The sequence below is a fragment of the Labrys sp. (in: a-proteobacteria) genome, assembly GCF_047605565.1.
GTDB lineage: Bacteria > Pseudomonadota > Alphaproteobacteria > Rhizobiales > Labraceae > Labrys > Labrys neptuniae.
Genome location: NZ_JASGFM010000026.1, coordinates 25,210 through 46,137, shown reverse-complemented (window position 1 = coordinate 46,137; position 20,928 = coordinate 25,210). Strand labels below are relative to the sequence as shown.

At 64.8% G+C, this 20,928-nt stretch carries 22 protein-coding genes; 11 read left to right on the top strand and 11 right to left on the bottom strand.

What is annotated here, in order from left to right; genetic code table 11:
- Positions 1 to 4 precede the first annotated feature (4 nt).
- Together QM672_RS21325 and QM672_RS21320 are read right to left on the bottom strand one after the other, a co-directional pair.
- Positions 5 to 706 carry a hypothetical protein gene (locus tag QM672_RS21325; protein ID WP_311939873.1) on the bottom strand — a complete coding sequence of 234 codons (702 nt, stop codon included), beginning with the start codon at positions 704 to 706 and terminating at the stop codon, positions 5 to 7.
- Between the two features lie 193 nt (positions 707 to 899).
- Positions 900 to 1,328 (bottom strand): organic hydroperoxide resistance protein, encoded by a 429-nt coding sequence (locus QM672_RS21320; RefSeq protein ID WP_394313454.1) that lies wholly within the window; start codon positions 1,326 to 1,328, stop codon positions 900 to 902.
- Between the two features lie 263 nt (positions 1,329 to 1,591).
- Here QM672_RS21320 and QM672_RS21315 point away from each other — a divergent pair, with 263 nt between their 5' ends.
- Complete coding sequence (locus tag QM672_RS21315) at positions 1,592 to 2,065, top strand: MarR family winged helix-turn-helix transcriptional regulator (protein WP_311939877.1); 474 nt, start codon at positions 1,592 to 1,594, stop codon at positions 2,063 to 2,065.
- A gap of 12 nt (positions 2,066 to 2,077) precedes the next feature.
- Here QM672_RS21315 and QM672_RS21310 read toward each other — a convergent pair whose 3' ends face one another.
- From QM672_RS21310 to QM672_RS21290, 5 genes are all read right to left on the bottom strand, one after another.
- Positions 2,078 to 3,034 carry an ornithine cyclodeaminase family protein gene (locus tag QM672_RS21310; protein WP_367623658.1) on the bottom strand — a complete coding sequence of 319 codons (957 nt, stop codon included), beginning with the start codon at positions 3,032 to 3,034 and terminating at the stop codon, positions 2,078 to 2,080.
- 144 nt (positions 3,035 to 3,178) lie between these two features.
- Positions 3,179 to 3,547: a LapA family protein gene (locus tag QM672_RS21305; RefSeq protein WP_311939881.1), complete on the bottom strand. Its 369-nt coding sequence runs from the start codon at positions 3,545 to 3,547 to the stop codon at positions 3,179 to 3,181.
- A gap of 131 nt (positions 3,548 to 3,678) precedes the next feature.
- On the bottom strand, positions 3,679 to 3,966 hold the full coding sequence (ihfB, locus tag QM672_RS21300) for an integration host factor subunit beta (RefSeq protein WP_311939883.1): 288 nt from the start codon (positions 3,964 to 3,966) through the stop codon (positions 3,679 to 3,681).
- Positions 3,967 to 4,132: 166 nt separating this feature from the next.
- Complete coding sequence (gene sppA, locus QM672_RS21295; protein ID WP_415084951.1) at positions 4,133 to 5,089, bottom strand: signal peptide peptidase SppA; 957 nt, start codon at positions 5,087 to 5,089, stop codon at positions 4,133 to 4,135.
- A gap of 345 nt (positions 5,090 to 5,434) precedes the next feature.
- Positions 5,435 to 6,217, bottom strand: coding sequence for a helix-turn-helix transcriptional regulator (locus QM672_RS21290; protein WP_311939886.1), 783 nt, complete (start codon positions 6,215 to 6,217; stop codon positions 5,435 to 5,437).
- A gap of 84 nt (positions 6,218 to 6,301) precedes the next feature.
- Between QM672_RS21290 and QM672_RS21285 the strand changes: the two genes are divergently transcribed.
- The 3 genes from QM672_RS21285 to typA all read left to right on the top strand — a co-directional run bounded on the left by QM672_RS21285 (position 6,302) and on the right by typA (position 9,955).
- On the top strand, positions 6,302 to 7,267 hold the full coding sequence (locus tag QM672_RS21285) for a class I SAM-dependent methyltransferase (RefSeq protein WP_415084948.1): 966 nt from the start codon (positions 6,302 to 6,304) through the stop codon (positions 7,265 to 7,267).
- A gap of 186 nt (positions 7,268 to 7,453) precedes the next feature.
- Positions 7,454 to 7,864, top strand: coding sequence for a GFA family protein (locus tag QM672_RS21280; RefSeq protein ID WP_311939889.1), 411 nt, complete (start codon positions 7,454 to 7,456; stop codon positions 7,862 to 7,864).
- Positions 7,865 to 8,128: 264 nt separating this feature from the next.
- Positions 8,129 to 9,955 (top strand): translational GTPase TypA, encoded by a 1,827-nt coding sequence (typA, locus tag QM672_RS21275; protein WP_367623656.1) that lies wholly within the window; start codon positions 8,129 to 8,131, stop codon positions 9,953 to 9,955.
- A 245-nt stretch (positions 9,956 to 10,200) separates the two neighbouring features.
- Here the strand turns inward: typA and epmA are convergent, their stop codons facing one another.
- The gene (gene epmA, locus QM672_RS21270; RefSeq protein WP_311939893.1) at positions 10,201 to 11,244 is read right to left on the bottom strand and encodes an EF-P lysine aminoacylase EpmA; all 1,044 of its coding nucleotides are present in this window, start codon (positions 11,242 to 11,244) and stop codon (positions 10,201 to 10,203) included.
- A 381-nt stretch (positions 11,245 to 11,625) separates the two neighbouring features.
- Between epmA and QM672_RS21265 the strand changes: the two genes are divergently transcribed.
- Together QM672_RS21265 and QM672_RS21260 are read left to right on the top strand one after the other, a co-directional pair.
- Positions 11,626 to 12,360 (top strand): SprT family zinc-dependent metalloprotease, encoded by a 735-nt coding sequence (locus QM672_RS21265; protein ID WP_311939895.1) that lies wholly within the window; start codon positions 11,626 to 11,628, stop codon positions 12,358 to 12,360.
- Positions 12,361 to 12,477: 117 nt separating this feature from the next.
- On the top strand, positions 12,478 to 12,873 hold the full coding sequence (locus QM672_RS21260) for a hypothetical protein (RefSeq protein ID WP_311939897.1): 396 nt from the start codon (positions 12,478 to 12,480) through the stop codon (positions 12,871 to 12,873).
- A gap of 6 nt (positions 12,874 to 12,879) precedes the next feature.
- Here the strand turns inward: QM672_RS21260 and rhaM are convergent, their stop codons facing one another.
- Genes rhaM through QM672_RS21245 form a run of 3 tightly spaced genes read right to left on the bottom strand, consistent with a single transcriptional unit; the run spans position 12,880 to position 14,934 of the window.
- Positions 12,880 to 13,197, bottom strand: a complete 318-nt coding sequence (gene rhaM / locus QM672_RS21255) for an L-rhamnose mutarotase (RefSeq protein ID WP_415084944.1) — start codon at positions 13,195 to 13,197, stop codon at positions 12,880 to 12,882.
- A 43-nt stretch (positions 13,198 to 13,240) separates the two neighbouring features.
- On the bottom strand, positions 13,241 to 14,041 hold the full coding sequence (locus QM672_RS21250) for a FadR/GntR family transcriptional regulator (protein WP_367623652.1): 801 nt from the start codon (positions 14,039 to 14,041) through the stop codon (positions 13,241 to 13,243).
- Between the two features lie 17 nt (positions 14,042 to 14,058).
- Complete coding sequence (locus QM672_RS21245) at positions 14,059 to 14,934, bottom strand: amidohydrolase family protein (protein WP_415084941.1); 876 nt, start codon at positions 14,932 to 14,934, stop codon at positions 14,059 to 14,061.
- Between the two features lie 262 nt (positions 14,935 to 15,196).
- On the opposite strand from QM672_RS21245, the gene QM672_RS21240 reads away from it, so the two are divergent.
- The 5 genes from QM672_RS21240 (at position 15,197) to QM672_RS21220 (ending at position 20,866) form a co-directional block, all read left to right on the top strand.
- Complete coding sequence (locus QM672_RS21240; RefSeq protein ID WP_415084940.1) at positions 15,197 to 16,216, top strand: aldo/keto reductase; 1,020 nt, start codon at positions 15,197 to 15,199, stop codon at positions 16,214 to 16,216.
- Entirely contained in the window at positions 16,213 to 17,760 is a 1,548-nt protein-coding gene (locus QM672_RS21235) for a sugar ABC transporter ATP-binding protein (RefSeq protein ID WP_311934227.1), read from the top strand. The genes QM672_RS21240 and QM672_RS21235 overlap by 4 nt, the downstream gene beginning before the upstream one ends.
- Positions 17,757 to 18,743, top strand: a complete 987-nt coding sequence (locus QM672_RS21230; RefSeq protein ID WP_415084937.1) for an ABC transporter permease — start codon at positions 17,757 to 17,759, stop codon at positions 18,741 to 18,743. Before QM672_RS21235 ends, QM672_RS21230 begins: the two co-directional genes overlap by 4 nt.
- Positions 18,744 to 18,822: 79 nt before the next feature.
- On the top strand, positions 18,823 to 19,821 hold the full coding sequence (locus QM672_RS21225) for an ABC transporter permease (protein WP_415084935.1): 999 nt from the start codon (positions 18,823 to 18,825) through the stop codon (positions 19,819 to 19,821).
- A gap of 40 nt (positions 19,822 to 19,861) precedes the next feature.
- Positions 19,862 to 20,866, top strand: a complete 1,005-nt coding sequence (locus tag QM672_RS21220; protein ID WP_311934224.1) for a substrate-binding domain-containing protein — start codon at positions 19,862 to 19,864, stop codon at positions 20,864 to 20,866.
- The last annotated feature ends 62 nt before the right edge of the window (positions 20,867 to 20,928 follow it).

The window sequence follows — 20,928 nt, the reverse complement described above, 5'->3', positions numbered from 1 at the left end:
TCGCCTATTTCTGCGGCTGCAGGCAATTCGGCGGAAGCGCCGGATTGCCGAACCAGATCTCGAAGGTGTTGGGGCGCGAATCACGGGCCCCGCTCCAGCTCGTCGACAGGTCCTTGGCGGTGAGCTGCAGGCCGACGGTGGCAAACAGTTCGGCCAAGGCCTCCGCGCGCTTGCGATCGGACGCCTTGAAATAGCGTAGCTCGTGCGTCTCGCCCGACCATTTGGCCAGCACAACCGACGGGAAGGTGATGGCCGATTTGTCGCCGTCCTTCATCTCGTCGAGCAGGATGCCGGCGCAGGGGCGCTGGCTATCATTGAGGGCATGCACGAAGACCCGGCTCGGCAGGCGGGCGGTGGCCTCCTCATAGGCCGACTTCACCGAATTGTTGACCAGAGACGCCTTCTGCACCGCGCTCTCCAGCAAAGGCAGCAGATCGCGATCGGAAGAGGAATTGGCGTAGTCGAGCTGGGCGGTGATGAACTCCACCGGCACCTTGTCGTTCTTGAGGAGATATTCGAACATGGCGACGCCATATTTGCGCTTCTCCGGCGCGGCATCGGTCATCAGGTCGATCATGGTGCGCAGATCGGCGAGATTTTGCTGCCAGCGCGTGTAGTACCAGCCGATTCCGGCCACGGTGAGCGGAATCAGAGCGGTCGACAGGAGCTGCGGCAGGATCTCACGCCAGGGGCGAGGCAGCGACATTGGGGGACTCCGAGGAGAGTTCCCTGCTTAGCGCCGAATCGGCACGCCAGCCATGGCCGCCGGAGAGCAGGCACGCGTCGCCCACAGGATCCGCGTGCCCGATTGGGGGATGATACGACCGTACCGCGCCGGACCATCCCGGGGGCCTCGGGCGGAACTATGTTTTCCGCCAAAGACGAGGAAAGAGCCGGTCTCAGACCACGCTGAGGCGGACGTCGAGATTCTTGCGGGTCGCTTCCGAATAGGGGCAGACGATGTGGGCCTTGGCGACGAGATCCTCGGCGCGGGCATGCTCGATGCCCGGCAGGGCAACGGCAAGAGCGACATCGAGGCCGAAACCGGTGCCATCGTCACGCGGGCCAATGCCGACCGTGGCGGTGACGCTGGCGTCCTCGGGAAGGGCGACCTTTTCCTTGCCGGCCACGAAGCGCAGCGCGCCCATGAAGCAGGCGGCATAGCCGGTGGCAAACAATTGCTCGGGGTTGGTGCCGGGGCCGCCGGCGCCACCCAGCTCCTTGGGCAGATCGAGCTTGACCGAGAAATGGCCATCCACGGTACCGGAACGGCCGCCGTCACGGCCATTGTGATCGGAACGGGCAGCGGTGGTGTAGAGAACCTTCATGACAGAACTCCCTTCGAGGGTTGAACACGGCGATATATATCGCACACATTTATATCGTACGCGATATTTATTTTGGCAACCGAGACGATTTTTATCGGGAAAGCTTGCGAAAATGATTCTGCCTCCCTGTCGCGTGCGATATGATTCGCATCTGACAGCCGCCGGCCATGTCCTGCAGCCGGCTTCGCGACGAATGAAAGTGCGTCACGCATTTGCTGACATCCAGACGTTGCGTCACATGCATTGCGCCAGAGGAGGCACCGATGGAACCGTCTTCCAACGAGTTTACGCCACTGCTCCTGCAGAACCAGCTTTGCTTTGCGCTCTACGCCGCCAACAATGCCTTTGGCCGCTCCTACAAGCCCCTGCTCGACCCGCTCGGCCTGACCTATCCGCAATATCTGGTCATGCTCTGCCTGTGGGAGCGCGACGGCCTCAAGGTCGGCGAGATCGGCGCCCGGCTCTTCCTGGAAACCAACACGCTGACCCCCTTGCTCAAGCGCCTGGAGGCAGCGGGGCTGCTCAAGCGCCGGCGCGACAGCCATGATGAGCGCCAGGTCCGCATCTCCCTGACTGCCGAGGGCAAGGCCCTGCGCGAGAAGGCCCGGGCCGTGCCGGCCCAGATCACCGCGACCACCGGCCTCGAAGCCGGCCAGGCCGGTGCCCTCAAGGACTGGCTGGAATGGCTGCGCGAGGCCCTCGACCTGCACCAGAAACAGGAAAGCGACGCCGCCTGAGGCGGCATCTGCTCAGCCTTCGCCGCCAGTCTTGCGCCACACCAGGATCGCCGCGGCGAGGTCCTCCAGCGCACTGCCGATCGACTTGAACAGCGTCAATGATTCGCCCGATGCCCGGCCGCCATGGTTGCCACGGGCGAGATCGGCGAGAGTGGCCTGGATATCGTCCCGGCCGATGATACCGGCCCTGAGGGCGAGCGCGATGTCGCCGCCTTCGGTCAGGGCACTCGGCGTGTCGATGAACAGGTCGCTGGTGCGCACGGCCTCGTCATCGGCTTCGCGCATCTGCAGATTGAAGGCGCCGACCAGATCCAGATGCATGCCCGGCCGCAGCCAGGCGCCCTTGACCAAGGGCAGATTCGACAACGTAGCGCAGGAAACCAGGTCGGCCGTGCGCACCGCCCGTTCGAGATCCGGCTCGTAGCGGGCCGCGATCCCCTGGAGCGCCAGGTCCTCCGCCAGCTTTTCCGCACGCTCCGCCCGGTGATTCCAGATCGCTACATCGCCGATCGGCCTCTGGCTGGCATGGGCCCGGATGAGGAAGGGCGCCAGCGCCCCTGCCCCGACCATGGCGAGGCGGCTCGCCTCCGGGCGGGCGAGATAGGAGGCAGCGAGCCCGGAGGCGGCAGCCGTGCGCCAATGGGTCAGCCGAGTGCCGTCCATCGCGGCCAGCGGCGCTCCAGTCTCTCCCGACATCAGCACATAGGTGCCGAGCACGGCCGGCAGGCCGCGGGCGCCATTGGCCGGGAACACATTCACCAGTTTCGTGCCCAAATAAGCGCCCGGCCCCGGTGCGTTGCCGCTCCAGGATGGCATGATCAGGGCGGTGGCCGCATCGGCGCCGTGCCCGATTTCGAAATGCTGGCGCGGCGGCGTGACGAAGTCGGCGGCAAAGGCCGCGCGCAATGCCTCGATCAGGTCGGGAAAACTGAGAAGGCCATCGATCTCATCGGCCGTGATGACACGCATGGCTGTTTCGCCCAAGGCAGCGAGAAAGGTCCGGCCGTGTGGCCGGCAGCGGCCATTATAACCGATCCGGCTGCGGGAAGCAGGCAGGATCCGATGAAGGGGGGCCGAGAGCGGACGGGAAGGTCTGCTCTCGCGGCAGGCGCGTCAGAACGGCACGCTCGAGGGCAGGACGGCGTGGCTGTCACGCGATTCGGCCGCGGGAGTCGCCTGGCTGCGCAGCCGGTCGAGCTCGTTGCGATGGCGTTCCGCCTCGACCTGGGCAACCCGTGCGGCACGGCGAAAACGGCTCTGCTTCAGCCAGACCGTGATACCGCCGATCAGCATGCCGATGACCAGGACCCCGAACAGAATCAGGAACATCGGCAGATGCAGCGTGCTGGCTTCAGCCCCCGGTGCGCTGGGGTCGTAGGAGAGCGCGACGCCTTCGGCGATCCACTGCTTGTTTGCGATGGCAAAGGCCGCCATCACGATCAAGGCCAGGACCAGGATGAAATAGTAGAATAGGCGCTTCATGGCCTGCCCCGCTCCGGCATGATCGCAAAAGCCTCCTGCGATTTCCCGGCATCGCCAGGAATCACGAAGACGCATCCAAACAGAGAGTTAGAGCAAACGAGCATTCTCGCCAAGGCGCGCTTTGCTCTCGGTCAGGCCGTCGACTTGTTCAGCCGCAGCCGCATGTCCTTGCCGGTCTTGAAGAACGGCACGAATTTCTCGTCCACCGGCACATGCGCGCCGGTGCGAGGATTACGACCGATACGAGCGGGACGCGACTTGACCGAAAAGGCTCCGAAGCCACGCAGCTCGACGCGATCGCCCTTGGCCATCGCATTGACGATCTCGTCGAGGATGGCATTGACGATGTTCTCGATGTCGCGCTGATAGAGGTGCGGATTGGCTTCCGCAATCTTCAGAACCAGTTCGGATTTGATCATTTTCGTTCCCGTCAGTCGCCGGTCTTGTGAAGTTATGTTCGCTCGACGCGAATCGCGTCCAAGCTTCCCTTACAGCATGATGCGGATCGAACCCAAAAGCTCCCCCGCCCTTCGTCCTGGCTAGACACCCTACGCTGGTCCGGACAGACCGTGAGACACGAGTGGCTCAAGGGTGCCAAACCGAAACAAGCCCGTCAAGCGCAGCCGGAGGCGTTTCAGGCGCGGAGCGGATGGCATCGCCCAGGCTGGCGAGGCCGACACTGTCGGCAAGCCAGGCCAGGCCCGTGCGCGCAAAGGGGAAGGAGGAAGTGGTGGAAGGCTTGTCCCAATCCTCGACCGGCAGCGCCTTCATGCCCGGCTTGTCCTTGCCGAGCCAGGCAATCGCCGTGGCCTCGTCACCCATCTCGTCGACGAGCTTGAGATCGAGCGCCTGCTTGCCGGTGAAGACGCGCCCGTCGGAGACAGCGGCAAGGCCGGCATCATCGAAGTTGCGACGGTCCTTCACCAGGTTCTTGAACCAGCCATAGGTGTCGTTGACCACCGAGGCGAGGGCGGCCCGTGCCTCGGGGCTGGTCGGGGTGAATCCGTCCGGCGCCGCCTTGAGCGGGGACGACTTCACCGCTTCGACGCTGACGCCGATGCTGTCGAGCAGCTTGGAGACATTGGGATATTGCACCAGCACGCCGATCGAGCCGACCAGGGAGGAACGCCGGGCCACGATATGGTCGGTGCCGACGGCGGCCATATAGGCGGCGGACGCCCCCAGCCCATCGATGAAGGCCACGGTCGGCTTGCTGGCCGAGAGCTTGCGCAGGCCGTCATAGAGCGCCTCGCCGCCGGAGGTCGTGCCGCCGGGCGAATTGATGCGCACGATCACGGCTTGGGCCTGCGACTGGGCGATCTGATCGAACAGCTTGAGGTTGGCGGTCTGGTCGCCGACGAAGCCGTCGAGTTTGATGCGGGCGATATGCGGGCTGCGATGCTGCAGGGCACTTGTGCCTGCAATGGCGAGATAGGCCACCACCAATGTAATGGCCAGGAACAGGAACGCCAGCACGCGCCAGACGGAGAGCTTGCGGCGCAGGACACGCCTGTCGACCAGGAGATCGGTCTCTAGGGACATGGAGGTATACCCTTGGGGAAATCGGCCCGAAACCTAGCCGAGCGACGAGGCCGCGGCAAGGCGAGCAATTGGGAAGCGGGACTTCGGACCCGCCTGGCACGACAGTTGCGTTAGTTGCATTTGTCCAAAGGGAACGGGATACGCGAAGTGTCAGCCTCCACAGCTCCATCAAGTGATGGAGCAGGGCTGACATCCCAATCCGCCAGCAAGCGCTTCGTTTTCAAGATGTCAGCCGGGAGGCTGACACTCCAAATCCCTTTCGAGTGAAGATGGCAACTGCAGTGCTGGGATCACGACGCCCGTTGGAAGGTCGGGCGGGTCCAAAGACCCGCCCCCCCAAACCAGCTACACCAGCATCACGAATTTGAGGTCGGGACGCGTCGTCGGATTGAGGGTGATCTGCTGGAATTCGAGCGCGCCGAGCACGGGATGATTGAATCGCCGAAGCCCGCCTTCACGACCGATCACGCTGTGGATCGGCCAGGCTTGCGCGAAAAAGGGGCTTCGCGCCGCCAGGCTGCCGACCAGGGCCTGCATCGCCTCCTCCTCGATATGATGGCCATAGTCGATGCGGAACTCGGCGATCACCCGCCGGGCCCGTCCTTCCCAATCCTCGATCAGGTTCCGGGCCGCAGGACTGAGGAAGATGTAGGCGAGGAGATTGCGGTCATGGTCGCCATCGAGCCAACCGGTGAAGAGTTCGGCCGCGCGTGCGTTCCAGCCGAGTGCGTTCCACAGATGATCGAGCAGATAAGCGGGGCCGGCAATCGTCTCGAGGGCGGCGAGCAGCGCCGGCGAGGCCGCCGGCTCAGCCTCGGCACTGGCCTGCGGATCGCGCTTGCCGGCGAGATCGAAGAGATAGGCCCGCTCGGCGGGTGAGAAATTCAGGACATTGGCGAGCCGACCCAAGGCGTGGGCCGAGAGCGAAATATCCCGTCCCTGCTCCAACCAGGTGTACCATGTGGTCGAAAGCCCGGCGAGCTGGGCGACTTCCTCGCGCCGCAGGCCCGGTGTGCGCCGTCGCGCCCCGCCCTGCAGGCCGAAGAGATCGGGGGTGAGCCGGGCGCGTTGGGACCGCAGGAATTCGCCGAGCTGCTGGCGGCGTGCCTGATCCGACTCCGTTGTCATGGCAACTTTCATACCAGGATAAAAAAGGATCTGGTACCAGTGTAAATCAGAACCTAGAGACGTTCCAGTGTGTTCGGGTCCACGATGTTCCAGTCGATAGAGCATTGCCCGGAAATCACTGAAGCACCGCCCTTGTCATGCCCGGGCTTGACCCGGGCATCCAGAGGCCCCGCCCTCGACATCCGGGGCAGGAACTGGATTGCCGGGTCAAGCCCGGCAATGACAAAGGTCGAGCCAATTCGATGCGTTTATCGACGGAAGAACCCCAAGGAGGACAGAGTCATGGCCCGATCGGCCACCCTGGAAAATCTGGTCAGCAGCCAGTTCGGCTCGCAGGCCGCCGCCTATGTCGCCAGTCCCGTCCATGCCAGGGGGGAAGATCTCAGGTTGGTGGCCGACGAGATTGCTGCCACCCGTCCCGAACGCGTGCTGGATCTGGGCTGCGGCGGCGGCCATGTCAGCTTCGCGGCCGCCCCGGTCGCCACCGAGGTCATCGCCTACGACCTCTCCTCGGAAATGCTGGCGGCGGTCGCCGAGGAAGCCGCCAAGCGCGGCTTTGCCAACATCGCCACCCACCAGGGTACGGTCGAGCAGCTGCCCTTCGCCGACGCCAGCTTCGACATGGTGCTGAGCCGCTATTCGGCCCATCACTGGGGTGACGTCCCGGCCGCCTTGCGCGAGGCCTTCCGCGTGTTGAAGCCGGGCGGCAGGCTGGTGATGGCCGATGCCGTCGCGCCGGTACGCACCGTCTGCGATACCTTCCTGCAAGCGTTCGAGATGCTGCGCGATCCTTCCCATGTGCGCGACTACTCGATCCGGGAATGGCAGGCCATGCTCGCCGCCGCCGGCTTCACGGTGCGGGCGACCACGCCCGGGCACCAGCCCCTGGAGTTTTCCTCCTGGATCGCCCGCATGCGTACCCCGCCGGTCTTCGTCGAGGCCATCCGTGCCCTGCAGGCGGCGATGTCGGAGGAAGTGCGCCAGCACTTTGCCATTGAGGCCGACGGTTCCTTCGTCCTCGACAATGCGGTCTTCGTGGCGCAGCGCTAGGCTTTCCGCCCTGTCAGCCAGTGCTCGCCCGCCCCCTGCGGTATCGGTTCCCATCGATGAGGGGCCGATACCGCAGGTCTTCATCGGAACATCGTTCCTAAAAAAACCCACCTCCCCCGTCATCGCAGGAAGCTGTAAACTGCGCGGGGAGGCCGTGCGCATCGTCGGCCCGGAGGGAGGGATGCCATGGCCTTGCTGACCGGCGGCTGCGAATGCGGGGCGATCCGCTATGAGGCGCGGGAGGCGCCCTTCGATGCCGGCTGGTGCCATTGCCGCATCTGCCAGCGTATTTCCGGCGCGCCCGCTCAGCCCTGGGCGCTGTTTGCCGCCGGGGCCTTCGCCTATGTGAAGGGCGATCCGCGCGTCTATCATTCCTCCAGCTTCGGGGAACGGCATTTTTGCGGCGATTGCGGTGCCTCGCTCGGCTTCCGGCTCCGCGAAAATCCGACCGAGATCAGCATCAATGCCGGCACGCTCGACGATCCCTCGCTGGCGGCGCCGCGCAAGCATATCTGGACCCGTAGCCAGGTTTCCTGGTTCGCCACGGCGGACGACCTGCCGACATTCCTGGAATACGAGCCGGAAAAGGACGGCTAGAGGCACGATTGCGCCGTTACTTGCCGGCTGCGCCATTGCCGCGCCCCCCTCTCCTGTGATATTGCGGCGCAAAATCCGACAGACGATCCTCTTTTTGACGCGGCCCGATGCCATCGGCTCAAGCGTTTTGCGATTTGGTGGAACGTCGGGAATCGTGCAGTCGCTTTAGCCAAACCATCGGATTGGCTTGGAAACAACGAGTTGGGGCAGAAGAGCGTTCCGTCTAGACGCACTTGGCCACAGCCCAGGAACCCGGTTTAACCTATGCAACTTCGCAATATCGCCATCATCGCCCACGTCGACCATGGCAAGACCACGCTGGTCGACCAGCTGCTGCGGCAGTCCGGCGCCTTCCGCGACAACCAGCGCGTGGCCGAGCGCGTGATGGATTCGAACGATCTCGAAAAGGAACGCGGCATCACCATCCTGGCCAAGGCCACCTCGGTGGTGTGGAAGGATACCCGCATCAACATCGTCGACACCCCCGGCCACGCCGATTTCGGCGGCGAGGTCGAGCGCATCCTCAATATGGTCGATGGCGCCATCGTGCTGGTCGACGCCGCCGAAGGACCGATGCCCCAGACCAAGTTCGTGGTGGCAAAGGCCCTCAAGATCGGCCTCAAGCCGATCGTCGCCATCAACAAGGTCGACAAGCCCGACGCCCGCACCACCGAGGTGATCAACGAGGTGTTCGACCTGTTCGCCGCGCTCGACGCCACCGACGAACAGCTCGACTTCCCCATCCTCTACGGTTCGGGCAAGCAGGGCTGGATGGGCAATTCGCCGGACGCCGACCAGAGCGCCGGCATGGCTCCGCTGTTCGACCTGGTGCTCAAGCATGTCGCCCAGCCCACCGTCGAGCCCGGCCCCTTCCGCATGCTCGCCACCATCCTGGAAGCCAATCCCTATCTCGGCCGCGTGCTCACCGGCCGCATCTCCTCGGGCACGCTGAAGCCGAACATGGCGATCAAGGCGATGTCGCGTGACGGCAAGGTGATCGAGCAGGGGCGCGTCTCCAAGGTGCTCGCCTTCCGCGGCATCGAGCGCCAGCCGGTCGAGGAAGCCGAGGCGGGCGACATCGTCGCCATTGCCGGCCTGACCCAGGGCACCGTGGCCGATACCTTCTGCGCGCTCGAAGTCACCGAGCCGCTGCAGGCCCAGCCGATCGACCCGCCGACCGTGTCGATGACCTTCACCGTCAACGATTCCCCGCTCGCCGGCACCGAGGGCGACAAGGTCACCAGCCGCGTCATCCGCGACCGCCTGCTCAAGGAAGCCGAGGGCAATGTCGCGCTGAAGATCGAGGAATCTGCCGACAAAGACTCGTTCATCGTCTCCGGCCGCGGCGAACTCCAGCTCGCCATCCTGATCGAGGTGATGCGCCGCGAGGGCTTCGAGCTCGGCGTCTCCCGTCCGCGCGTCGTCTTCCAGAAGGACGAGACCACCGGCGAGACCCTCGAGCCGATCGAGGAAGTGGTGATCGACGTCGACGAGGAGTTCTCCGGCGCCGTGGTGCAGAAGATGTCGGAGCGCAAGGCCGAGATGATCGAGATGCGCCCCTCCGGCGGTAACCGCCAGCGCCTGGTCTTCCACGCCCCGACCCGCGGCTTGATCGGCTATCAGAACGAGCTGCTCACCGACACCAAGGGCACCGCCGTGCTCAACCGCCTGTTCCATGCCTACGCCCCCTTCAAGGGCGAGGTGGCCGGCCGCCGCAATGGCGTCCTGATCTCCACCGATGCCGGCGAGGCCGTGGCCTATGCGCTGTGGAACCTGGAAGATCGCGGCCCGATGATGATCGAGCCCGGCTGGAAGGTCTATCAGGGCATGATCGTGGGCGAGCATACCCGCGAGAACGACCTGGAAGTGAACGTGCTCAAGGGCAAGAAGCTCTCCAACGTCCGCGCCGCCGGCAAGGACGAGGCCGTGCGCCTGACGCCGCCGATCCGCATGACGCTGGAAAAGTCGATCGCCTGGATCCAGGACGACGAGCTCCTGGAAGTCACGCCGAAGTCGATCCGCCTGCGCAAGGCCATCCTCGATCCCAACGAGCGCAAGAAGGCCGATCGTGCCAAGGATGCGGCTGCGTAAGAGCCGACGAACGAATTCTGAAAGGGCCGGTCTCAGCACCGGCCCTTTTCATATTCGACAACGAGGCAGAATGGCAATCGCTTGGGACCGCGCACCCAAAAAAACCGCCGACCTGGCGGCCGGCGGGTGCAATGAGGTCTCTCGCGGATCAAGTTCGTGCCGCGTCAACGGCATGGGATGAAGCTCACAGCTCCTTTTGTCGAGATTGTGGCCAGCTTCGCTGATTATCCCCGCTATTCACAATCTCACGCAACCGGCGTCCAGATCACCTGGTCGATGCGGGAGGCGCCCGTCGCCAGCATGGCGAGCCGGTCGAAGCCCAGCGCGATGCCGCTGGCCTGCGGCATGATGGCGAGAGCCGCCAGGAAATCCTCGTCGATCGGATAGCGTTCGCCATAGACGCGCTCCTTCTCGTCCATCTCCGCCTGGAAGCGGCGGCGCTGCTCGTCGGGGTCGGTCAACTCGCCAAAGGCATTGGCGAGTTCCACGCCACAGGCATAGAGCTCGAAGCGCTCTGATACGCGCGGATCATCGGCGGTACGGCGGGCCAGCGCCGCTTCCACGCTCGGATAATCGTGGAGGATGGTGGCTCGTCCCTGGCCGAGATGGGGTTCGATCTTCTGCACCAGCACGCCGGAATAGATGTCGGACCAGGTATCGTCGGCAGCAACTCGCAAGCCCGCCCGAACGGCGGCGTCGGCCAAGGCGTCGCGATCGCTGCCGCCGTCCCGATCGAGCGTCGCCAGGAGATCGATGCCGGCAAAGCGCTCGAAGGCCTCGGCGACGCCGAGCCTCTCGGGTTCGGCGAAGGGGTCCGTCTCCACGCCGCGATAGCGGAAGCGCTTGAGGCCACCGGTTTCGGCGGCCAGCGCCAGCAGGCGGGCACAATCATCCATCAGTTTTTGATAGGGCTCGCCGCTGCGATACCATTCCAGCATGGTGAATTCGGGCGAATGAGTGCCCGTGCGTTCGCGATTGCGGAAGACCTTGGCGAAGGTGAACAGGCGCTCTTCTCCCGCCGCCAGCAGCTTCTTGCAGGCGAATTCCGGCGAGGTGTGCAGATAGAACCGGCGTACCGAAAGATCGGCATCGATCAGGTCGGTGGCGAAGGCATGCAGATGTGCCTCGTTGCCGGGCGAGATCTGCAGGATTGACGTGTCGACCTCGGTGAAATCTTCAGCCGTGAAGAAGCCGCGCAGCGCCGTCATCAGCCGGTTGCGCCCGATCAGGAAAGGCCGGCGATCCTGATGGGTCGATGGCTGCCACCAGGGTGTGGGGACGGAAGGCATGGCAGATTCTCCGTGAATACGAGCACCACTCCCCTTTGGGGAGAGTGGAACCGCAGATCTTCGCCTGCGAACTGACCCGAGGCTCAATAGAAAAGGCACCACTTGCCTCTCCACGAAGTGGGGAAGGTGTCATTTCGAAGAAATGACGGATGGGGTGTGGAGAGCAATGCACCGACGGTGACAAGATTGCACGACCGTTGTGCAGGCCTTGAAAACATATAGCGTTGCCCGCCACACCCCATCCGACCCGTCTTTGCCGGGCCACCTTCCCCACTTCGTGGAGAAGGCAAGTAGCGCCTTACTTTGCCAAGCCTCGCCCCTACGCCAGCCGCGGCAAAACCGCAATCCGGGTTATGATGTCGGCTCAAACCTGATTCGAGCATGATATCGCTGTTTCGACGCAATCCGACGCCCCAACCCGAGCAGATCACCGTCAGGATCGGGGCGACGACCTATCCGGTCGCCGTCCGGCGGCTGGTTTCGGCGCGCCGTTATACGCTCAGGGTGCGCACGGCCCAGCGCGACATCGTGCTCTCCATGCCGGCGCGCGGCAGCCTGACCACCGCCAAGGCCTTCGCCGACAAGCATGCCGGCTGGATCGCCCTCAAGCTTGCCAAGCTCGCCCAGGATGTCAGCTTCGCCGATGGCGCCATGGTGCCCTTCCGCGATGTGCCGCACCGCATCGAGCATCGCGAGGGGCGCGGCACGGTGAAAATCGAGGCTGGCTCCCCGCCTGTCCTCGTCGTGCATGGCGATGTCCAGCATCTGCCGCGCCGCCTGACCGACTGGCTGAAGAAGCAGGCCCTGCGCGAATTGCAGGCCATCGTCGTGCGCCATACCGCGGCGCTCGGCGTCAAGCACGGCCCGATCAGCGTCAAGGACACCACCAGCCGCTGGGGCTCCTGCTCCTCGACCGGGGCTCTCGCCTTCTCCTGGCGCCTGATCCTGGCGCCGCCCTTCGTGCTCGACTATCTCGCGGCGCACGAGGTCTCGCATCTGAAGGAAATGAACCACTCGCCCCGCTTCTGGCGCCTGTGCCACCAGCTCTGCCCCCGCACCGAAGAAGCCCGGGCCTGGCTGAAGTCGCATGGGGCGGGGCTGCATCGCTACGGGTGAGAAGGTGCACCTGTGCCGAACTGCGAGAACGCAATCCACCATAATCGCTCGAAGCTGCTGCGGATCATCGCGGAGCAGGACTATGTCTGGAACCGCGATTGGGCCGATCGCCTACCCATGGTCTCGATCGAGGACTTCTTTTGCGAGGGGATTACACGCGAAGCGACCCCCAACCTGGCGATCCTGAGTCTCGGCATTGCAGGGTTTCGAGATCTGTTGCTGAAAATCCGCGATCGTGACGATGTGGCCGATGTCGTCATTCAGATCTGGGGCCTGGATGAGGACGAGGCTTGGCCCAGCCTCGCTTATATCTTCGTTGCGACATCCCAGTCGCGCGAGATCGTAAGGGACTGGCTCGGCACAGCGCCACCAGATCTGATCCTGCGATGCGGTGGCGTGGAAAGCCCCTTCGTTCGAGCCCGCATCATTCGCGCCGAAGCCATCAAGACAAGGCCCGGCTACCAGATCCATGCCCTGTCCTATGCAGAAAACATGGATCACGAAGCAGGCTAAGCGACTTCACGCCAGATAGAACACCCGCTTCAGCGGCACCTGTACCGGGGAACTGTCCGGATTGGTCGCCATGATGTCGCCCATAAAGGCCCACCAGCGCTTCATCACCGCTTCGTCGGGCAGGCGGCCCAAGCCGTGGTCGTCGCTGCGGGTGAGGATGGCGAAGAGGTGGTGGTCCTCCGGGTCGAGCCAGATCGTGTAGTCGGAAATCCCGACCTCCTTGAGCAGCGTCACCAGCTCTGGAAAGATCTCGTCATGGCGCTTTTCGTATTCGGCGGCCTGGCCGGGGTTCAGGTTCATGCGAAAGGCGATGCGGTCCGGCATGAGAGATGTCCTCGAAGCGTTTGGTGCGAACTCGGAAGCCTGATCAGCGCTTGGCAGCCGCCTCGGCGCCGATGACGTCCTGTGCCTGGCCGGACGTATCGCGTACATGTTCGAGATGCCGGCGATAGGCGGCCGTGGCCGCAGCGCCGTCGCGGGCCATCACGGCCTCGGCGATTTGGACATGCTGGGCGACGCTGATCTCGATGACGCCAGGCAGGGCGCTGGCGACGCGGCGCACGTCGAGCCCGACATCGTAGAGCCCCTCGGCCATCGCAGCGAGCAGGCGGCTGCCGCCGCCGCCATAGAGGGCGCGGTGGAACTCGATGTCGAGCAGGCGGAAAGCGACCGGATCCTCATGAAAGGCGCGGCCGTCGACGGCCAACTCGAGGATGCGCGCCCGCGTCGCCTCGTCCGCCCGTTCGGCGCAGAGCCGCACCAGTTCGAGCTCGACCACCACCCGTGCCTCGAAATGCTCGCGCACGTCATAGTCGGCGAAGGAAAGCATGGTGGAGAATGGCGCCACCAGTCGGCTCGGCGACAGGTCGGTGACGCTGTAGCGCCCGCCCTGGCGGCTTTCGAGCACCCCCATCAGGGTCAGCGCCTTGAGCGCCTCGCGCAAGGGCGGGCGCGAGATGCCAAAGGCGATGCCCATCTGCTGCTCGGTCGGCAGGCGGTCGCCGGAGCGAAGATTGCCCGACTTGATCATGCCCATGATGCGGGTGGCGACCTGCTCGGCAATCGGGCGCCGCTCTAGCGCGCCGCCGCCGAACGGCTCGGATAAGGCCTCGCCGGCATCCAGGGCGGCCAGATCGCTGAAATCGGGGTCTTTGATCAGCTTGCTCACAGCAGTGCCTTACTGCCTCACAGGTCGAGGCGGTAGAAGGAATTGGCGTTATCCCGGTAGAACTTGCGCAGGTGCTCTTCAGAAAAGCCGGCCAGGGCGCGATCGAGCGTCTCGACCCAGCGCGTCATGCTGGTGGCCTGCAGGCAGATCGGCCAGTCCATGGCGAAGATCGTGCGGTCGATGCCGAAGCTCTCGAAGGTGGCGTCGATGTAGGGCCTGAGGTCCACGTCGGTCCAGCTCGCGAGGTCGGCTTCCACCGGCAGGTCGGAGAGCTTGATGAAGAGGTTGGGGCAGCGCGCCAGCTCCTTCACGTCGTCGCGATACTGCGCGATGGCGCCTTCCTTGATGCCGGGCTTGCCGCAATGGTCGAGGATCATCGGTACATGCGGGATGCGCTTCACGAATTCCCGCACGATATCCATCTGGTGATGATGGACGTTGATCTCGAAATGATAGCCGAATTTCTCGAGGAGATTGACGCCCTCGATGAAGCCGTCGGACAGGGTTAGGGCGCGCGGGTCGGCGTCGAACTCGACGATGCGGCGGATGCCGCGCACCGCGGGGTGCTTTTCCTTCATCTCGGCCAGGATCGGCTCGGCCCGGCTTCCCCATTCCAGCGGCGCCATCGGCACGATCGCCCGGATGCCGGGATCGCGCCGGGCCTCCTCCTCGACGAAGCGGATCTCGTCGAGATATTGGCCGCCACCCTCCCAGAAATCGGCATAGCATTCGAGGAAGACCATGGCCTCGACCTCGACGTCGCCAAGGTCGCGCCGGTAGTCCTCGACGTGATAACTCTTGGAAAAGAGCGGGCTGCCTTCGAAGGCCGAATATTTCAGTCTCGAATGGTCCCAGACGTGAAGATGCGTGTCGATGACGGGAAAATCGGGCATGGCATCCTCAGCGCAAAGTGCGTTCAAGCTGAACGCAACTATTCTCGATGTCCGATGTCGCGCCGCCCCTCACCGTACCTCGCCCCGTTCTTACGGGGCGAGGTACGGTGAGGGGCGGCGCCACGGTGCGTCAGCCTGACATCGCAGCCATTCTCCGCCAGCCAGTAAAAACTTGTCAAACTAATTTTTGTCTGACAACTTAGCCGCAAATGCGGCCGGGCTGCCCGGAACCGCCAATCCAGAAGTGCCCGGGAGTGCCGCAATGCCCAAGGAATTCGAGCGCCGCCGCGTCGGCCAGACAGCGATGACCGTGCCGACCTTCGGCTATGGCGCGGCGCATCTGGGCGAACTCTACAGCCTGGTGACGGAGGCCGATGCCACCGCCACCATCGACGCCGCCTGGGATGCGGGCGTGCGCCTGTTCGACACCGCGCCCTGGTATGGTCTCGGCCTCTCCGAACACCGCCTCGGCTACGGCCTCCGGCACCGGCCGCGCAACGAATACCAGCTCGTCACCAAGGTCGGACGCATCCTCGAACGCCCCTTCGACCCCTCGACCTTCAAATCGGAGATGTGGCTCGGCGGCCTGCCCTTCCAGCACCGCTATGACTACACCTATGACGGCGTGATGCGCTCCTATGAGCAGTCGATGATGCGGCTCGGCCTCAACACCATCGACGCCCTGGTCATCCACGACCTCGACGCTGCCTATCAGGGCCCGGATTTCGGCTACCGCAAGAAAGACCTGGTCTATTCCGGCATCAAGGCCCTGGAGGAATTGAAGCGGCGCGGCGAGATCAAGGCCATTGGCATGGGCATCAACACCGCCGACGCCCTGGAGACGGTGGCGCCCCTGGTCGATCTCGACTTCGTGCTGGTGGCGATGCCCTACACCCTGATCGACCAAGGGTGCCTCCATACCGGCATGGCCGAATGCGTGAAGCGAAAGGTCAGCGTCGTCATCGGCTCGCCCTTCGCCTCGGGCATCCTGGTCACCGGCTCGGGCGGCAGTGCCAACTACAATTACAGCAAGGCGCCGGAGGCCGTGCAGGCCAAGGTGCGCGGCATCGAGGCTGTCTGCAAGGCGCATGGCGTGGCCCTGCCGGCGGCGGCGCTGCAATTCGTGCTCGCCCATCCAGCCGTGGTCTCGGAAATCCCGGGCGCGGTGAAGCCGAGCGAGATCGTCGAGAACGTCGCCTCCCATCACGCCCCGATCCCGGCGGGCTTCTGGTCCGACCTGAAGACCGAAGGCCTGATCGACAAGGACGCGCCCACGCCATGAACAGGGCGGGCGAGCCTGCAAGAGCGCTGCCGATCCTGATTTCGGCCCGCGACATCTCCAAGCAGTTTGCCGGCGTCGAAGTCTTGCGTGATGTCGATCTCGACCTCCATGCCGGCGAAATCCATGCCCTGCTCGGCGAGAACGGGGCCGGCAAGTCGACCTTCGCCAAGATCATCGCCGGCGTGCACCGTCCCAGCCGCGGCTCGCTCGCCCTCAACGGCACGCCCGTGGAGGTGGCTACGCCGCTGGTCGCCCAGAAGCTCGGCATCACCCTGATCCACCAGGAACCGATCTCCTTCCCCGATCTCTCGGTGGCTGAAAACCTCGTGCTCGGCCGCCATGAAGGCCCGGCACTCGGGCGGGTGCGCTGGGGCGAGCTCCGGCGCGAGGCCGTAGGCCTGATGGCCCGGCTCGGCATCGCCATCGATGTCGGCAAGCCGATGCGCGGCCTTTCCATCGCCGACCAGCAGATGGTGGAGATCGCCCGGGCGCTGGCCAGCGACAGCCGGCTGATCATCATGGACGAGCCGACGGCTCCGCTGACGCCCAAGGAAGTCGAAACCCTGTTCGGCATCGTCCGCCAGCTTCGCCAGGAAGGCCGCACCATCATCTTCATCAGCCACCGGCTCGAGGAAGTGCGGGCGCTGTGCGACCGCGTCACCATCTTCCGGGACGGCAGCAGGATTGCCACCGAGGAAACCGCCAGCCTCTCCGACGCCGACATCATCCGCCTGATGATCGGGCGGGAGGTGAAAGGCTATATTCCCCAGCACAAGTCGCAGATCGGCGCGGTGGCGCTGGCGGTTCGCAGCCTGAGCCTGCCCGGCAAGTTCGAGGACATCAGCTTCGAGGTGCGCAAGGGCGAGATCGTCGGCCTTGGCGGCCTGGTCGGCGCCGGCCGCACCGATGTCGCGCGCGCTCTGTTCGGCGTGGCTCCCGCCGCCAGCGGCCGTATCGAGATCAACGGCAAGACCGTCGCCATCCGCGAGCCGGCGGATGCGGTGGCGCAAGGCCTCGCCTTCGTGCCGGAGGACCGGGCCGTCGCCGGCATCTTCCGCAGCCTGCCGGTCGAACAGAACATCACCGCCGCCGTGCCCGGCAAGGTGGCCCCGGGCGGCGTCATTCGTCGTGCCCTCGAACGCTCGATCGCCCGCGAACAGGTGCGCAAATTGCGCATCCGCCTCGCCAGCCTGCGCCAACCCATCGGCGAACTCTCCGGCGGCAACCAGCAGAAGGCCATTCTGGCGCGTTGGCTGCTTACCGACCCCGAAATCCTCATCCTGGACGAGCCGACGCGCGGCATCGACATCGGGGTCAAGGCCGAGTTCTACGAGATGATCGGCGAGTTGGCCGCTTCGGGTCGCGCCGTACTGCTGATTTCCTCCGAACTGCCGGAACTGCTGGCGCTCAGCGACCGCGTGCTGGTGATGTCGGAAGGGCGCCTCACTGCCAATCTTCTCCGCGGCGAGGCCAGCGAGGAAAGCGTGATGCACGCCGCCGTGCCGCGCCGCAAGTCGAACCCGGATGGACGGGCCGCCGCATGAGCATTGCCAGCCTCCTGCGCCGGCGCGAGGCCGGCATCGTGGTGATGATCGCGCTCTTCGCCATCATCGTCGGCCTGATCCAGCCGCGCTTTCTTTCCGCCGAGACGCTGCGCATCGTGCTGCTCGCGGTGCCCCTGATCATGGTGGCGGCGATGGGCGAGATGATGGTGCTGGTCGCCCGCCATGTCGACCTTTCCATCGGCTCGATCCTCGGCTTTTCCGCCATCGTGGCCGGCATGCTCTGGCGCGACCATCCGGAGCTGCCCGTCATGGTCGGTGTCGTCGCCGCGATCGCCGTGGGCGGCGCGCTGGGCCTCATCAACGGGCTGGTGGTCACCCTCTTCAGGCTGCCCTCCATCATCGTGACGCTCGGCACGCTCAGCCTCTATCGCGGCCTGATCTTCTTCATCTCCGATGCCCGCCAGGTCGATCCGCAATATATTCCGCGCGGCCTGATCGAGCTCAGCCAGACCTCGCCCGTCTTCGGCATTCCCTGGATCATCCTGATCGCCTTTGCCGTGGCGCTCGCCACTTATCTCTTCCTCGGCCATTCCCGGCTCGGGCGCCAGATCTACGCCATCGGCTCCAACCCGGCAGCGGCGCCGCTGCGCGGCATCCGCGCCGCGCCGATCACCGTGCTGGTCTTCGTGCTCTCCGGGGCTCTCGCCGGGCTTGCGGGCGTGATGTACGCCTCGCGCTTCGGCTATGTGAATCCCGGCATCACCGGCGTCGGCTTCGAATTCACGGTGATCGCGCCCGTGGTCATCGGCGGCGTCTCGATCAATGGCGGCTCTGGCTCGGTCGCCGGCACCGTGCTCGGCGTGCTCCTGCTCGGCGCCGTCAGCGTGGCCCTGCCGATCCTCGGCGTCTCCGGCTTCTGGCAGCAGGCGATCTACGGCGCAATCATCCTCGCCGCTTTGGTGATCGACCGCAGCGTCAGGCAGGGCGGCCTCAAGGGCCTGCTGGCGAGGGATGCGGCATGACCAGCACCGACACACATTTTACCCTCCCCTGGAGGGGGAGGGTAAGGAACCCTCGTCTCGGCCAGCAAAGGGGGCACCCATGAGCCAGACCCCCGCCACCGCCGTCTCGCCGCAGGACGCCGCCAAGCCGCTGCCGCTCTGGCGTACCGTGCTGGTGCGGCCGGAGACCATGACCCTGGTGCTGCTGGCAGCCGCCATCGTCATCGCCTGCCTGCTCTCGCCCTTCTTCGCCTCGCTGACCTTCATCCTGGAAAGCGCTACCTACTATGCCGAATTCTCAATCATCGCCCTGGTGCTGACCCTGGTGATCATCGCCGGCGAGATCGACCTGTCTCCCGCCTCCACCATGGCGCTGACGGCCTGCCTGTTCGGCACCGTATTCCAGGCCGGCCTGCCGATCGGCTGGGCGATCGCGGCAAGCCTTGCCGCCGGCCTCGTGATGGGCGCCTTCAACGGCTTCCTGGTGCTGTGGCTGCGCCTGCCCTCGCTGATGGTCACCATCGGCACGCTGATCATGTATCGCGGCCTCGCCCAGGTGCTGGCCGGCGACAAATCCATCGGCAAGTTCCCGGCCTGGTTCGTCGGCATCGACTACCGCACCCTTTTCGGCGTGCCCGTGCCGGTGCTGATCTTCGCCGTCGCCTCGCTGGTGCTGGCCTTCGTGCTCGGCGCCACCATCCTGGGACGGCAGATCTACCAGATCGGCACCAGCGAGATCGCCGCCCGCCATGCCGGCATCAAGGTCCGGCGCATCAAATTCGCTTTGTTCCTGGCGATGGGCCTCACCAGCGCCCTCTGCGGCCTCACGGCGGCCTCGCGGCTGGCCTCGGTGCGCTACGATCTCGCCACCGGCGGCGAGCTGCAGATGGTGCTGATCGTCATGCTCGGCGGCACCTACATCTTCGGCGGGCGCGGCACCATCGCCGGCACCTTCATCGCCTCCTGGCTCCTGGTGATCATCGCCACCGGCATGACGGTCGCCAACATCCCGGTGACCTACCAGCTCACGGTGATGGGCCTCCTGCTCATCGTCTCCATCATCGCAACCAACACGATCTACGCCCGCAACCAGAGATAGCCGGGAGAAACCGGCTTGCGACCACCATCAGGAGGGATTCATGCTGAGGAAAACATTGCTGCTCGGGCTGTCGCTCGGACTGGCCCTGACTGCCGCCGTCAGTGCGCAGGCGGCCGACAAGGTCTCGATCGTCTATATTCCCAAGAACACCGGCAATCCCTATTTCGATTCGCTGGTGAAGGGCTTCCAGGACGGCTGCGCCAAGGTCGGCTGCGACTTCGACATGCAGGCCCCGGCGACCGCCGAAGCCACCTCGCAGATCCCCTTCATCACCGCGCAGACCCAGCGCGGCGTCGGCGTGATCGCCATCTCCCCCAACAGCCCCGATGCCCTCAACCAGGTGCTCGACCGCGCCCGCTCGCGCGGCATCCTGGTGCTGGCGGTCAATGGCGACCTCGTCGGCAATCTCGACCATCGCGATGCCGGCATCCTGCCCGTCGACTTCACCAAGACCGGGCCGAGCCAGGTCGAACTCCTGGGCTCGCAGATCAATTACGAGGGCGAAATCGCCATCCTCTCCGCCACCACCGACGCGCCGGACCAGAACACCTGGATCGCGGCGATGAAGGACAGCCTCGCCGGCAATGCCAAATATGCCAAGATGAAGCTGGTGGCCGTGGCCTATGGCGACGACGATCCACAGAAATCCACCACCGAGATGGAAGCGCTGATCCAGAAATACCCCAACCTCAAGGGCGTGATCTCGCCGACAACAGTGGGCGTCGCCGCAGCGGCGCAGGTGCTGCAGACCCAGGGCAAGGCCAAGCAAATCACGCTCACCGGCCTCGGCACGCCCAACCAGATGCGCCCCTTCATCAAGGACGGCACGCTCAAGGCCTTCCAGCTCTGGAGCCCCTACAATGAAGGCCTGCTCACCTCCTATTTCGCCGTGGGCGTGAAGAACGGCACCATCAAGAACGAGCCCGGCACCAAGTTCGAGGTTCCCGGCCTGGGTGAGATCACCATCGGGGCCGATCACATCATCAACACCCAGGCCGAGCTGACGACCTTCGACGCCGGCAATATCGACCAGTTCAACTTCTGACACCGATCCGGCGTGGGAAATCCCGCGCCGGCCTTCCCTCATCCCAGTTTCCCCGGACGTTC

Bases quoted from the DNA above. Each gene is read 5' to 3' on its own strand.
- QM672_RS21325 (WP_311939873.1), bottom strand. From the start codon at position 706: ATGTCGCTGCCTCGCCCCTGGCGTGAGATCCTGCCGCAGCTCCTGTCG.
- QM672_RS21320 (WP_394313454.1), bottom strand. From the start codon at position 1,328: ATGAAGGTTCTCTACACCACCGCTGCCCGTTCCGATCACAATGGCCGT.
- QM672_RS21315 (WP_311939877.1), top strand. From the start codon at position 1,592: ATGGAACCGTCTTCCAACGAGTTTACGCCACTGCTCCTGCAGAACCAG.
- QM672_RS21310 (WP_367623658.1), bottom strand. From the start codon at position 3,034: ATGCGTGTCATCACGGCCGATGAGATCGATGGCCTTCTCAGTTTTCCC.
- QM672_RS21305 (WP_311939881.1), bottom strand. From the start codon at position 3,547: ATGAAGCGCCTATTCTACTATTTCATCCTGGTCCTGGCCTTGATCGTG.
- ihfB (WP_311939883.1), bottom strand. From the start codon at position 3,966: ATGATCAAATCCGAACTGGTTCTGAAGATTGCGGAAGCCAATCCGCAC.
- sppA (WP_415084951.1), bottom strand. From the start codon at position 5,089: ATGTCCCTAGAGACCGATCTCCTGGTCGACAGGCGTGTCCTGCGCCGC.
- QM672_RS21290 (WP_311939886.1), bottom strand. From the start codon at position 6,217: ATGACAACGGAGTCGGATCAGGCACGCCGCCAGCAGCTCGGCGAATTC.
- QM672_RS21285 (WP_415084948.1), top strand. From the start codon at position 6,302: ATGTTCCAGTCGATAGAGCATTGCCCGGAAATCACTGAAGCACCGCCC.
- QM672_RS21280 (WP_311939889.1), top strand. From the start codon at position 7,454: ATGGCCTTGCTGACCGGCGGCTGCGAATGCGGGGCGATCCGCTATGAG.
- typA (WP_367623656.1), top strand. From the start codon at position 8,129: ATGCAACTTCGCAATATCGCCATCATCGCCCACGTCGACCATGGCAAG.
- epmA (WP_311939893.1), bottom strand. From the start codon at position 11,244: ATGCCTTCCGTCCCCACACCCTGGTGGCAGCCATCGACCCATCAGGAT.
- QM672_RS21265 (WP_311939895.1), top strand. From the start codon at position 11,626: ATGATATCGCTGTTTCGACGCAATCCGACGCCCCAACCCGAGCAGATC.
- QM672_RS21260 (WP_311939897.1), top strand. From the start codon at position 12,478: ATGGTCTCGATCGAGGACTTCTTTTGCGAGGGGATTACACGCGAAGCG.
- rhaM (WP_415084944.1), bottom strand. From the start codon at position 13,197: ATGCCGGACCGCATCGCCTTTCGCATGAACCTGAACCCCGGCCAGGCC.
- QM672_RS21245 (WP_415084941.1), bottom strand. From the start codon at position 14,934: ATGCCCGATTTTCCCGTCATCGACACGCATCTTCACGTCTGGGACCAT.
- QM672_RS21240 (WP_415084940.1), top strand. From the start codon at position 15,197: ATGCCCAAGGAATTCGAGCGCCGCCGCGTCGGCCAGACAGCGATGACC.
- QM672_RS21235 (WP_311934227.1), top strand. From the start codon at position 16,213: ATGAACAGGGCGGGCGAGCCTGCAAGAGCGCTGCCGATCCTGATTTCG.
- QM672_RS21230 (WP_415084937.1), top strand. From the start codon at position 17,757: ATGAGCATTGCCAGCCTCCTGCGCCGGCGCGAGGCCGGCATCGTGGTG.
- QM672_RS21225 (WP_415084935.1), top strand. From the start codon at position 18,823: ATGAGCCAGACCCCCGCCACCGCCGTCTCGCCGCAGGACGCCGCCAAG.
- QM672_RS21220 (WP_311934224.1), top strand. From the start codon at position 19,862: ATGCTGAGGAAAACATTGCTGCTCGGGCTGTCGCTCGGACTGGCCCTG.